Origin of the sequence: Amnibacterium sp., assembly GCF_025463795.1 — a bacterium.
Lineage (GTDB): Bacteria > Actinomycetota > Actinomycetes > Actinomycetales > Microbacteriaceae > Amnibacterium.
Genome location: NZ_JAODBE010000060.1, coordinates 1 through 12,588, shown reverse-complemented (window position 1 = coordinate 12,588; position 12,588 = coordinate 1). Strand labels below are relative to the sequence as shown.

General features: G+C 72.4%; 11 protein-coding genes, 1 tRNA gene and 1 other RNA gene. 12 read left to right on the top strand and 1 reads right to left on the bottom strand.

From position 1 onward, the window contains the following. Nucleotides 1-121 precede the first annotated feature (121 nt). Nucleotides 122-209, bottom strand: a tRNA-Ser gene (locus tag JWQ92_RS05990). A gap of 103 nt (nt 210-312) precedes the next feature. Between JWQ92_RS05990 and ffs the strand changes: the two genes are divergently transcribed. The 12 genes from ffs to JWQ92_RS05930 form a co-directional block, all read left to right on the top strand. Further along, an RNA gene (gene ffs / locus JWQ92_RS05985) (signal recognition particle sRNA small type) lies at nt 313-409 on the top strand. 261 nt (nt 410-670) lie between these two features. Continuing rightward, nucleotides 671-2,587 (top strand): DNA polymerase III subunit gamma and tau, encoded by a 1,917-nt coding sequence (locus tag JWQ92_RS05980; RefSeq protein ID WP_367276713.1) that lies wholly within the window; start codon nt 671-673, stop codon nt 2,585-2,587. Next, on the top strand, nt 2,587-3,186 hold the full coding sequence (gene recR / locus JWQ92_RS05975; protein ID WP_297343556.1) for a recombination mediator RecR: 600 nt from the start codon (nt 2,587-2,589) through the stop codon (nt 3,184-3,186). Before JWQ92_RS05980 ends, recR begins: the two co-directional genes overlap by 1 nt. 61 nt (nt 3,187-3,247) lie before the next feature. Further along, nucleotides 3,248-4,078, top strand: a complete 831-nt coding sequence (locus tag JWQ92_RS05970) for an alpha/beta hydrolase (protein ID WP_297343555.1) — start codon at nt 3,248-3,250, stop codon at nt 4,076-4,078. Nucleotides 4,079-4,273: 195 nt separating this feature from the next. Beyond that, the gene (locus JWQ92_RS05965) at nt 4,274-5,557 is read left to right on the top strand and encodes an aspartate kinase (protein WP_297343554.1); all 1,284 of its coding nucleotides are present in this window, start codon (nt 4,274-4,276) and stop codon (nt 5,555-5,557) included. Further along, nucleotides 5,554-6,609 carry an aspartate-semialdehyde dehydrogenase gene (locus tag JWQ92_RS05960; RefSeq protein WP_297343553.1) on the top strand — a complete coding sequence of 352 codons (1,056 nt, stop codon included), beginning with the start codon at nt 5,554-5,556 and terminating at the stop codon, nt 6,607-6,609. The genes JWQ92_RS05965 and JWQ92_RS05960 overlap by 4 nt, the downstream gene beginning before the upstream one ends. An 83-nt stretch (nt 6,610-6,692) precedes the next feature. Then, a complete protein-coding gene (locus JWQ92_RS05955) occupies nt 6,693-8,171 on the top strand; it encodes a malate:quinone oxidoreductase (protein WP_297343552.1) in 1,479 nt (492 codons plus the stop codon). 36 nt (nt 8,172-8,207) lie between these two features. Next, nucleotides 8,208-9,260, top strand: coding sequence for an Rv2578c family radical SAM protein (locus JWQ92_RS05950; RefSeq protein ID WP_297343551.1), 1,053 nt, complete (start codon nt 8,208-8,210; stop codon nt 9,258-9,260). 148 nt (nt 9,261-9,408) lie between these two features. Continuing rightward, nucleotides 9,409-10,179 carry a response regulator gene (locus JWQ92_RS05945; protein ID WP_297343550.1) on the top strand — a complete coding sequence of 257 codons (771 nt, stop codon included), beginning with the start codon at nt 9,409-9,411 and terminating at the stop codon, nt 10,177-10,179. A gap of 50 nt (nt 10,180-10,229) precedes the next feature. Continuing rightward, complete coding sequence (locus JWQ92_RS05940; RefSeq protein ID WP_297343549.1) at nt 10,230-10,925, top strand: D-lyxose/D-mannose family sugar isomerase; 696 nt, start codon at nt 10,230-10,232, stop codon at nt 10,923-10,925. A 47-nt stretch (nt 10,926-10,972) separates the two neighbouring features. Continuing rightward, entirely contained in the window at nt 10,973-11,740 is a 768-nt protein-coding gene (locus JWQ92_RS05935; RefSeq protein ID WP_297343548.1) for an SDR family NAD(P)-dependent oxidoreductase, read from the top strand. A gap of 24 nt (nt 11,741-11,764) precedes the next feature. Next, on the top strand, nt 11,765-12,588 hold an 824-nt coding region (locus JWQ92_RS05930), incomplete at its 3' end, for an aldo/keto reductase (protein WP_297343547.1).

Below are 12,588 nucleotides of genomic sequence, written 5' to 3'. Positions count from 1 at the left end.
GACGCCGTCTCGGCCCGCCGCGAAGAGGTGAGGGCCCACAGACTTGTGGGGGATTTGTGGGGGATTTTGCGCCGGGCGGCGGCGAAAACCCCGGAAACAAGCGGATCCGAGGGGTCAAACCTGGCGGAGGATGGGGGATTCGAACCCCCGAGGGCTCTCACCCAACACGCTTTCCAAGCGTGCGCCATAGGCCACTAGGCGAATCCTCCGGTGCTGCCGCAGGAGCGGAGCCAGAGCATCCTACCGGCCGCCGGGCGCCAACACATCCGGCCCGCCGTCGCGTCGCCGGCCCGAGCGCCTCGTACACTGGACGCCGGCTCCCCGCGTGGCGCCATCCAGGCCAACTCCCCCAGGGCGGAAACGCAGCAAGGGCAACCGGGCTCTGGCGGGTGCGCGGGGGGTCCTTTTCGTCTGCGCGTTCGTTTGCGCGCCGCTGCTCCCGCGGCGCGCGTCGTGGGCGGTCCGACCGGCCGCGCGCGGGCTCCCGCGCTGGGGCGGAGGGCCGGATCGGGCGTGACGGGCGTCCGATGACGGCCATTTCTGTCCGAAGTGGCCCGGTCGGCGGGGCGCGCGCCACTGCGCCTGCGCCCGGATGCGAGCGGCGACGGCGGTTGTGCACAAGGGGTCCGGCGCGCCCGGCGATGTCCGAGCCCGCACGTACCCTTCTGGGATGGTCACCGCCCTCTACCGCCGCTACCGGCCGGAGAGCTTCGCGGAGCTCATCGGCCAGTCGCACGTGACCGAGCCGCTACGCACCGCGCTGCGCACAGACCGGGTCAACCACGCCTACCTCTTCAGCGGCCCCCGCGGCTGCGGCAAGACCACCTCGGCGCGCATCCTCGCGCGCTGCCTCAACTGCGCCGAGGGCCCCACCGACACCCCCTGCGGCGTCTGCCCCAGCTGCGTCGAGCTCGGTCGCGGCGGCAGCGGATCCCTCGACGTCGTCGAGATCGACGCGGCCAGCCACAACGGCGTCGACGACGCCCGCGACCTGCGCGAGCGCGCCGTCTTCGCGCCCGCCCGTGACCGGTTCAAGATCTTCATCCTCGACGAGGCCCACATGGTCACCTCGCAGGGGTTCAACGCACTCCTCAAGATCGTCGAGGAGCCGCCCGAGCACGTGAAGTTCATCTTCGCGACCACCGAGCCCGAGAAGGTCATCGGCACCATCCGGTCGCGCACGCACCACTACCCGTTCCGGCTCGTCGCGCCCGCCCAGATGCTCGCCTACGTCGGCGAGCTCTGCGAGTCCGAGGGCGTCTCCGTCGAGCCCGGCGTGCTGCCGCTCGTGGTCAAGGCCGGTGGCGGTTCCGTCCGCGACACCCTCTCCCTGCTCGACCAGCTGATCGCCGGATCCGAGGGCTCCACCGTGGCCTATGAGCGGGCGACCGCGCTGCTCGGCTTCACGAGCAGCTCCCTCATCGACGAGGTCGTCACCGCCGTCGCCGAGCGGGACGCCGCGGGCGCGTTCGCGGCCGTCGACCGCATCGTGCAGACCGGTCAGGATCCGCGCCGCTTCGTCGAGGACCTGCTCGAGCGCCTCCGCGACCTGATCATCGTCGCCGCCACCGGCGAGGGCGCCGCCGGCGTCCTCCGCGGCACGCCCGCCGATCAGATCGCCGCCCTCATCGTGCAGGCGCAGCGGTTCGGCACCGCCGAGCTGTCACGTGCAGCGGACACCGTCAGCGACGCGCTCGACGAGATGGTCGGCGCCACGTCGCCGCGGCTCCACCTGGAGCTCATGATCGCCCGCATGCTCGTCCCCGCGGCGGCCGCGGGCGACGGCGGCGCCATCGCCCGGCTCGAGCGTCTCGAGCGCCGGGTGGGCGTCGAGACCGCGGAGGCGCCCACGCAGCGCGGCGCCTCGCCCGCACCCCGCCAGGGTGGATCGATCCGGCCGCCCGAGCCCGCCGCCGCTCCCACCGTCACGCCACCGTCCCTCGACCCCGCCGCCCAGTCGACCGCGGTCGCACCGCCGTCGGACCAGCCGCCGGCCGTCGCCCCGCCCGCGCCCGCTGCGGGGAGCACCGCCGTCGCGCCCCCGTCCGCCGCTCCGCCCACGCCCGCGGCGGCATCGACGGCCCCCGAGGACGAGCAGCCCACCGACGCGGCGTCCGTGCAGCGCGACCCGGGCGCCGTCACCCTGCAGCACGTGCGCGACGCGTGGCCGGAGATCCTCGAGACCGTGCAGCGCACGCGGCGCAGCGCGTGGGCCGTCGTCTACACGTCGCATCCGCGCGCCTTGGACGACGACGTGCTCACGCTGTCGTTCGTGAGCCGCAGCGACGTCGAGAGCTTCCGCCAGGCGGCCCCCACCGGTGGCGGCACGAGCGAGGTGCTGCGATCGGCGATCCTGTCCGTGCTCGGCATCCGGGTGAAGTTCCTGCCCAAGGTCGACGGCGGTCAGGCCGCACCCGAGCCCGCGCCCGCCTTCTCGGGCACACCGGCCGTCGCGCCGGCCGAGACGCCCCGCGCCCCCGTCGTCACGGCGCCGCCCGAGCAGCGGTACGGCGAGGCCGTGGTGCGTGAGATCCTCGGTGCGAGCTTCCTCGAGGAGACCACCGTGACACCGAGCGAGGTGAGCTGATGTACGAGGGGATCGTGCAGGAACTCATCGACGAGCTCGGCCGCCTCCCGGGCATCGGCCCGAAGTCGGCGCAGCGCATCGCGTTCCACATCGTGCAGACCCGCGGCTTCGAGGTCACCCGCCTCGGTGAGATCCTGCTCGAGGTGCGGGAGAAGGTGCGGTTCTGCTCTCTCTGCGGCAACGTCGCCGACCAGGAGCGGTGCGGCATCTGCCGTGACGCCAGGCGCAACCGCGCGTCGATCTGCGTTGTGGAGGAGCCGAAGGACGTCGCGGCCATCGAGCGCACCCGCGAGTACCGCGGCCTCTACCACGTGCTCGGTGGGGCGCTCAGCCCCATCGACGGCATCGGCCCCGACGACCTCCGCATCCGGGAGCTCGTGCAGCGGCTCGCCGATGGCGAGGTGCAGGAGGTCATCCTCGCCACCGACCCGAACATGACCGGCGAGGCCACCGCCACCTACCTGTCGCGGCTGCTGCGCACCATGGACGTGCCGGTCAGCCGGCTCGCATCCGGCCTGCCGGTCGGTGGCGACCTCGAGTACGCCGACGAGGTCACCCTCGGCCGCGCCTTCGAGGGCCGGCGGCTCGTCGACCACTGATCGACCGGCTCCTCCCGCACGTCGCACCCGGAGGCCGGGGATCGCGCGGATACAATCGCGCATGCTCGTCCCCATAGGTGCAGGCACCTGTCTCGACGTCGAGGACACGGGTCGCGGACCCGCCGTCGTCCTCGTCCACGGGTGGCCCGTCACGGCGCTCCACTGGCGGCACGTCGTCCCGGCGCTCACCCGCTCCGGCTACCGCGCCATCGCGGTCGAAGCCCGCGGGCTCGGCGACACGTCCACCGGATCCGGCGACCTCGCGAAAGCGACCCTCGCCGGCGAGGTGCTCGCCGTGCTCGACGCGCTCGGCGTCGGACGGTTCGCGGTCGTCGGCCACGACTGGGGCGGCACCATCGCCGTGCTCATGGCCGCGCAGCAGCCCGGCCGCGTCGCCGCGATCGTCGTCGAGGAGGACGTGCCGCCCGGCATCGAGGTCGAGGCCACCGAGTCGGAGACCTACCCGACCTGGCACCGGTCGCTGTTCCAGGCGCCGGAAGGCGTCGCGGAACGGCTCCTCGCGGGGCGGCACGACGCCACCGTCGACGCCTACCTCGACGGCAGCGCCGGACCGGCGGGCCTCGACTTCGACGCCCACGTCGCCTACATGGGCGCGTACTCCGGCGACGACCGGCTGAAGGCGACCCTCGCCCTGTACCGGGCCGAGGCGACGGACGCGCGGGTGGTGCGCCGCGCCATCCGGCGCCGGCTGCAGGTGCCCGGCCTCGCCGTCGCCGGGCGCTACGGCCGGGGGACCCAGGTCGCGGAGGGCCTCGCGCACTCCGTCGCCCGCGTGCACACCGTTCTCGCGAAGGACGCCGGGCACTACCCGGCCGAGCAGTCGCCCGACACGGTCAACAGCGCGCTCATCCCCTTCCTCCGCGCGGCCTGACCGTCGCCCGGGCTGCGCGGCGCGCACCGCATCATGCCGCCCGGGCCGCTCCGCCTGAGGAGCCGCGTGCCCGGACGGATCCGCACGCCGCCGCGGCTGGAGGATGCGTGCCCCGCCGGGACGCCGGATCCGGCCGTCGGCGCCCCACGCCAGCCCGCCGATAGACTCCCTTGTCCCATCCGGAAGGACCTCCAGGTGAGCCTCATCGTGCAGAAGTTCGGCGGATCCTCCGTCGCCGACGCCGAGAGCATCAAACGGGTCGCGAAGCGCATCGTCGAGACCCGCAAGGCGGGCAACGACGTCGTCGTGGCCGTCTCCGCGATGGGTGACACGACCGACGAGCTGCTGGACCTCGCGCACGAGGTCACGCTGCTGCCCGCGCCGCGCGAGCTCGACATGCTGCTCACGGCGGGGGAGCGGATCTCGATGGCCCTGCTCGCCATGGCGATCCGCAGCATGGGCCACGACGCCCGCTCGTTCACCGGGAGCCAGGCCGGCATGATCACCGACGCCCAGCACGGGCAGGCGCGGATCGTCGACGTCACGCCCGGCCGGGTCCGCGCCGCCCTCGACGAGGGCGCGATCGCCATCGTCGCGGGGTTCCAGGGCTTCAACCGGGGCACCGGCGACATCACCACACTGGGCCGGGGCGGCTCCGACACGACCGCGGTCGCGCTCGCCGCGGCGCTCGAGGCCGACACCTGCGAGATCTACACCGACGTCGACGGGATCTTCACCGCCGATCCGCGCGTGGTGCCGCGGGCCCGACGGATCGCCCGCATCTCGAGCGAGGAGATGCTCGAGCTGGCGGCCGGCGGGGCGAAGGTGCTGCACATCCGTGCCGTGGAGTACGCGCGCCGGCACGGCGTCACCCTGCATGTCCGCTCCTCCTTCAACAACAAGGAGGGCACCATCGTGTACAACCCGGCGGCGCCGGGACTCGACGAGAAGGGAGAACCCGTGGAGGAACCGGTCATCGCGGGGGTCGCCACCGACCTCGGCGAGGCGAAGATCACCGTCGTGGGGGTGCGGGACGAACCCGGCCGCGCCGCGGAGATCTTCACCACCGTCGCCCGCACCGGCGCGAACATCGACATGATCGTGCAGAACGTGTCGGCCGCCTCGACGGGCCTCACCGACATCTCGTTCACGCTGCCGAAGGCGTCCGCGCAGTCCGTGATCGCGGCGCTCAGCGCCGACCAGGCGCGGCTCGGCTACCTGACGCTGCAGCACGACGACCAGATCGGCAAGCTCGCGCTCGTGGGCGCCGGGATGCGGACGAACTCGGGCGTCTCCGCCCAGCTCTTCCGCGCGCTCGCCGATGCGGACATCAACATCGAGATGATCTCGACGAGCGAGATCCGCATCTCCGTGGTCACCCGGGCGGACACGGTGCAGGCCGCGGCGATCGCGGTGCACGCGGCCTTCGGGCTCGACGGCGAGACCGAGGCCATCGTCTACGCGGGAACCGGCCGGTGAGCGGCCTCCGGGTCGGCGTCGTCGGCGCCACGGGTCAGGTCGGCGGGGTGATGCGCCGGCTCCTCACCGAGCGGGACTTCCCGATCGAGGAGATCCGCTTCTTCGCCTCGGCGAGGTCGGCCGGAACGACGCTGCACTTCCGGGGCGAGGACGTCGTCGTCGAGGACGCCGCGACGGCGGATCCCTCGGGCCTCGACGTCGCCCTGTTCTCTGCAGGGGCCACGACGTCACGCGCCCAGGCGCCGCGGTTCGCCGCGGCCGGCGCGATCGTGATCGACAACTCCTCCGCCTGGCGGATGGATCCGGACGTCCCGCTCGTCGTGAGCGAGGTGAACCCGCACGCCGTGGACGAGGCGCGCAAGGGGATCATCGCGAACCCGAACTGCACGACGATGGCGGCGATGCCGGTGCTGAAGGTGCTGGACACTGCGGCCGGGCTCACCCGCCTCGTCGTCAGCACCTATCAGGCGGTGTCGGGCAGCGGCCTCGGCGGCGTCGCGGAGCTGAAGGGGCAGATCGAGCGGGGCGTCGCCTCCGGGCGCCTGGAGGAGCTCGTGCACGACGGATCCGCGGTCGATCTCGGCCGACCGGAGATGTACGTGGCGCCGATCGCGTTCGACGTGCTGCCGTTCGCCGGCAACCTCGTCGACGACGGCGAGGGCGAGACCGACGAGGAGAAGAAGCTCCGGAACGAGAGCCGCAAGATCCTCGAGCTGCCGGGGCTGCTCGTGTCGGGCACCTGCGTGCGCGTGCCGGTCTTCACCGGGCACTCCCTGTCGGTCAACGCCGAGTTCCGTGAGCCGATCACGCCGGCGCAGGCGCGGGAGCTGCTCGACGGCGCCCCCGGCGTGCAGCTCGCCGACGTGCCGACGCCGCTCGCGGCAGCCGGCATCGACCCGAGCCTCGTCGGCCGCATCCGCCAGGACGAGGGCGTGCCCGACGGCCGAGGGCTCGCGCTGTTCATCAGCAACGACAACCTGCGCAAGGGCGCCGCCCTGAACGCCGTGCAGATCGCCGAGTTGCTCGCCGCGAGGGTCGCCGCCACCCGCTGACCGCGCCGCGAGGGCGCTCACCGACGGCCGGCACCCCCGGGCGGGGGCGCGGGTGCGCAGCACGCGCGGCGTACTGTTGACGCGTGGCGACAGACGAACCGATCGACGTCGTGCTGATCGGCGGGGGCATCATGAGCGCCACGCTCGGCACCCTGCTGCACGCACTTCAGCCTGACTGGTCCATCCGCATCTACGAGCGCCTCGGCGCCGTCGCGGAGGAGAGCAGCAACCCCTGGAACAACGCGGGCACCGGCCACGCGGCCCTCTGCGAGCTGAACTACACGCCGGAGCGGCCCGATGGCACGATCGACATCGCGAGCGCCGTCAAGGTGAACGAGCAGTGGCAGCTCTCCCGCGAGTTCTGGTCGTCCCTCGTGACGAACGCGCGGCTGCCCGTGGGCACGGGCTTCATCAACTCCACCCCCCACATGACGTTCGTGCGGGGCGCCGAGAACGTCGACTTCCTGCGCCGGCGCTGGGAGGCCCTCACGGCGAACCCGCTCTTCGCGGGCATGGAGTACAGCGAGGACCCCGCCGTCATCCACGGGTGGGCGCCGCTGCTCGTGCTCGGCCGCAACAAGGCAGAGCCGATCGCGGCGACCCGCACCGAGCAGGGCACCGACGTCGACTTCGGCGCCCTGACCCGGGCCCTGACCGATGCGCTCGTCGCGGACGGCGGGCAGCTGCTGCTGAACACCGAGGTCACCGGGCTCAAGCGCGAGCGCGACGGCCTGTGGCGGATCCGGGCGAAGCAGCTCGTCGGCATGTCGAAGCACGAGGTGCGGGCGCGCTTCGTGTTCGTCGGTGCGGGCGGCTGGGCGCTGAAGATGCTGCAGAAGTCCGGTATCCCCGAGGCGCGCGGCTTCGGCGTCTTCCCGATCAGCGGCGAGTTCCTCCGTGCCGACGACCCGGACCTCGTCGCGAAGCACCACGCGAAGGTCTACGGCAAGGCAGAGGTCGGCTCGCCGCCGATGAGCGTGCCGCATCTCGACACCCGGATCGTCGACGGCAAGGCCTCGCTGATGTTCGGGCCCTACGCCGGCTTCTCGCCCCGCTTCCTGAAGCAGGGGAGCCTGCTCGACCTCTTCCTGTCGGTCAAGCCGCACAACCTGATCCCGATGCTCGCGGTCGCGAAGGACAACCTCGGCCTGCTCAAGTACCTCATCGGGCAGCTGCTCGCGACGCGCACCAAGAAGTTCGCCGCGCTCCAGGGCTTCATGCCGGAGGCGAAGGAGAGCGACTGGGTCAAGATCGTCGCCGGCCAGCGCGCGCAGGTGATCAAGAAGGACCCGAAGAAGGGCGGCGTGCTGCAGTTCGGCACCGAGGTCGTCACCGGGGCCGACGGCACGATCGCCGGCCTGCTCGGTGCCTCGCCCGGCGCCTCGACGAGCACGTCGATCATGCTCGACGTGCTGCGCCGGTGCTTCCCGGAGCGGATGCCCCCCTGGGAGCCCGAGCTGAAGGCCATGATCCCCAGCTTCGGCCGCATGCTGTCCGACGACCCGGCGGCCGTCGAGCGGATCCACGCGGTGACGGCGCGTGCCCTGGGGCTCATCGCCTGACTTGACCCCCGCTCGAACACGTGTTCGAATAAGGGTATGAGATGGGCGGGGCAGCAGCTCGATGCGCCGAGCGCTGACTCCCTGCCGGGGCTCGCGCGGCTGAACAACCTCGTCCGGACGGTCCGTACGCCGGAGTTCGCGGGCGTCACCTTCTACGAGGTGCTCGCGAAGTCGGCCCTGAACAAGGTGCCGGGATCCGTTCCGGGCACGCAGTACGGCTGGACGATCAACCCGTACCGCGGCTGCTCGCACGCCTGCGTCTACTGCTTCGCCCGGCCGACGCACGCCTACCTCGAGTTCGCCGACGCGGGCGCCTTCGACTCCGAGGTGATCGTGAAGGTCAACGTCGGCGACGTGCTCGCGAAGGAGCTGCGCCGGCCGTCGTGGACGCGCACGCCGGTTGCCCTCGGCACCAACACGGATCCCTACCAGCGGGCGGAGGGGCGCTACCGGCTCATGCCCGGCGTGCTGGAGGCGCTCGCCGCATCCGGCACACCCGTCTCGATCCTCACCAAGGGCACGCTGCTGCGACGGGACGTGCCGCTGCTCGCCCGGCTCTCGGAGGAGGTGCCGGTCGATCTCGCCATGTCGATCGCGGTCTTCGACGACGACCTGCAGCACGCCGTGGAGCCCGGCACCCCGACCACGGCCGCGCGGCTCGCCACAGTCGCCGCAGTCCGCGAGGCCGGACTGCCCTGCGGGGTGTTCCTGATGCCGGTGCTGCCCTACCTCACCGACACCGTCGAGCATCTCGATCGGGCGCTCGCCGCGATCAAGGCCGCAGACGCGAGCTTCGTGCTCTGGTCGGCGCTCCATCTGAAGCCCGGCGTGAAGGACTGGTACCTCGACTGGCTGGCCCGCACGCATCCGCAGCACCTGCGTGCCTACCGGGGCATGTACGCAGAGGGGTCGTATGCGCCGAAGGCGTACCGGCAGTGGCTCGCGTCCCGGATCCGGCCCCTTCTCGCGAAGCACGGGCTCGCCGTCGGCAGCGCAGACGACGCGACGGGCGCGGTCCGGTCGCGCGCCGCCGGGATCGTCCCGGGGCCGCCGCACCCCCCGTCCGCGGTGCAGCCGGCCCTCTTCTGACCCCCTTCTGTACCCCAGTCCAGGGCGCATTCCGCGGAATTCCGGGGCTCGACCGAGCGCGGAGCGAGGCGCGGGGGGCACAATCGGGGTACAAACCGCTCGGTCGCACCCCGACCGACGGACACCCGATCCACACCCACGGAGAACCATGTCGGTCGACGAGACCTCACGGGACCAGGCGTCCCACCCGGCCGTGCCCACGGTCATCGGTGGTGCCATGCGCGCCCCCCGGCCCGCTGCGGCGCCCGCCCAGCAGCAGCCCGCGCAGCAGGCCGAGCCCCGCCGGGTCCGCGTCGCTCTGCTCGACGACCATGAGGTGCTCCTCGAGAGCATCGCCTCCTGGATGCGTGCGAACGCCGAGGACTTCGACGTCGTGCTCACCGCGGCGTCGTGGCTGCAGCTCGTGCACAGCCCGGCCTTCCCCACCGACCTCGTCTTCATCGACGTCCAGCTGAAGGAACCCGTCTCCATCGAGGCCCGCGTGCGCACCTGCCGCGCCGCCGGCGCGAAGGTCATCGTGCTCACCGGCCTCGACACCGCGGACCTCCGCGACCGCGCGCTGAAGGCGGGCGCCTCGGCCTTCGTGTCCAAGTCCCAGCCGCTCGGCGAGGTGATGGCCGTCGCCCGGGAGGTGATGGGCCTCGCCTCCGGCACCCCGGTGCCGCGTCCATGGCGACCGCTGCCCGCCGCCGCCGTCACGCTCGAGAAGCCCCGCCTCAGCGTCGGCGAGGAGGAGGCGCTCCGGCTGTACGCCGGTGGCCGCTCCACCCTCGAGGTCGCGGAGGAGATGCACGTGCAGTTCGAGACCGCGAAGACGTACCTGCGGCGCGTGCGCGAGAAGTACTCGAAGGCCCGCCGCCCGGCGAGCCGCAAAGCCGACCTCATCCGGCGCGCGGCGGAGGACGGCTACCTGCAGTGACCGACGCCGCCGGCAGGGCGGCGGGTCCAGGATGAGGGCATGAGGTCCTCGTGCTGAAGCGGTCCGAGATCGAGGCGGCCATCGACGCCGCCGTCACGCTGGCGGGGGAGCACCGTTTCCCGCTCCCGCCGTTCGCCTCGTGGTCGCGCGAGCAGTGGCTCGATCGTGCCGCCGAGCTGAAGGTGCCGCTCGAGCGCGGGCTCGGCTGGGACGTCACGGATTTCGGCCGCGGCGACTTCGCGCGCACCGGGCTCACCCTGCTGACCCTCCGCAACGGCACCCTCGCGGAGCAGGCGGCGGGCCTCGGGCAGACCTACGCGGAGAAGCTGCTGCACGTGCGCGTCGGGCAGGAGACGCCCTTCCACCTGCATCCGCGCAAGACGGAGGACATCCTGAACCGCGGCGGCGGGGACCTCGTCGTCGAGCTCGTCCATCCGGACGACGCGGACTCGCCGGTGCGCGCGCTCGTGAACGGGCTGCCCCACACGGTCGCGCCGGGTGAGCGGCTGCGGCTCGCACCCGGTCAGGGCGTGCAGGTGCCCCGCGGCATCCGCCACCGCTTCTGGGCCGAGGGCGAGGAGGTGCTCGGGGGCGAGGTCTCGAGCGTGAACGACGACGAGAGCGACAACGTGTTCCTGCTCGAGTCGCCGCGCTACCCGGGCATCGACGAGGACGTGCCCGCGCGACGGCTGCTCGTGGGGGAGTACGGCACGATCCTCGGCGCATCCTCGACAGGCGCTCGCTAGCCTGCCCACGAGTCCGCGCGCCGTCGCCGGGCCGGAAGGAGCCCGCCATGGCCGTCCTCGATCGTTTCGACCTGACCGGCCGCACGGCCGTCGTCACCGGCTCCACGCGGGGACTCGGCCGCGCGTTCGCCCGGGCACTCGCGGAGGCGGGCGCGAACATCGTGATCGTCGGCCGGAACGCCGCCGGCGCCGCGGAGGTCGAGCAGGAGCTCGGCGCGCTCGGCGTCGGCACCCTCGTCGTTCTCGCCGACATGACCGTGCGTGCCGACATCGAGCGGATGCTCGCGGAGAGCGTCGACCGGTTCGGCCGGATCGACGTGCTCGTGAACAACGCCGGCGCCTGCATCCACAAGCCGGCCCTCGAGGTGACGGACGAGGAGTGGCGCGACGTGATGGGCGTGAACCTCGACGGCCTCTGGATCGCCAGCCAGGTGTTCGGGCGGCACATGATCGAGTCGGGCGGGGGCGTGATCGTGAACATCGGCTCGATGTCGGCCTCGATCGTCAACCGGCCGCAGTGGCAGCCCGCGTACAACGCGTCGAAGGCGGCCGTGCACCACCTCACCCGGAGCCTCGCCGCGGAGTGGGCGCCGCATGGCGTCCGCGTCAACGCGCTCGCGCCCGGCTACATGCACACCGACATGACGCCGCTGCACGAGCCGCGCTTCCAGCGGTACTGGATCGAGGACACACCCCAGCAGCGCGCGGGCGAGCCCGACGAGCTGGCCGGCGCGATCGTGTTCCTCGCGAGCGACGCCTCGAGCTTCATGACGGGATCCGTGCTCACGATCGACGGCGGCTACAGCGTCTTCTGATCCGCCGCGGCGCAGGCTGATCCCATGGAGTACACCCACCTCGGCCGATCCGGCCTCACCGTCTCGCGCCTCTGTCTCGGCACCATGAACTTCGGCATGGAGACGGAGGAGGCCGACAGCTTCGCGATCATGGACGCCGCGCACGAGCACGGCATCAACTACTTCGACACCGCCAACCGCTACGGCGGCAAGACCGGACCCGGCGGCACGGAGTCGATCCTCGGGCGCTGGTTCGCGCAGGGGGGCGGCAGGCGGGAGCGCACGGTGCTCGCCACGAAGCTCTACGGCGAGATGGACCCCTGGCCGAACAACGCGAAGCTGTCGGCGCTGAACATCCGGCGGGCGCTCGACGCCAGCCTCCTGCGGCTGCAGACCGACTACATCGACGTCTACCAGTTCCACCACATCGACCGGGACACGCCCTGGGACGAGATCTGGCAGGCGATGGAGGTCGCCGTCGCGCAGGGAAAGATCCTCTACGCCGGCAGCAGCAACTTCGCGGGCTGGCACCTCGCCACCGCGCAGGCGGAGGCCCGGCGGCGCGGCTTCACCGGACTCATCAGCGAGCAGTCGCTGTACAACCTGCTGCAGCGTGAGATCGAGCTCGAGGTGATCCCGGCCGCGCAGGCGAACGGCATCGGGATCATCCCCTGGTCGCCGCTGCAGGGCGGGCTCCTCGGCGGCGTCGTGCGCAAGGAGCGCGAGGGCAGCCGCCGTACGACGGGCCGGGCCGCCGAGACGCTCGCTGCGCATCGGGAGCAGATCGAGCAGTACGAGGACTTCGCGGAGGAGCTCGGTGCGGAGCCGGGCGACGTCGCGCTCGCCTGGCTGCTGCACCAGCCGGCCGT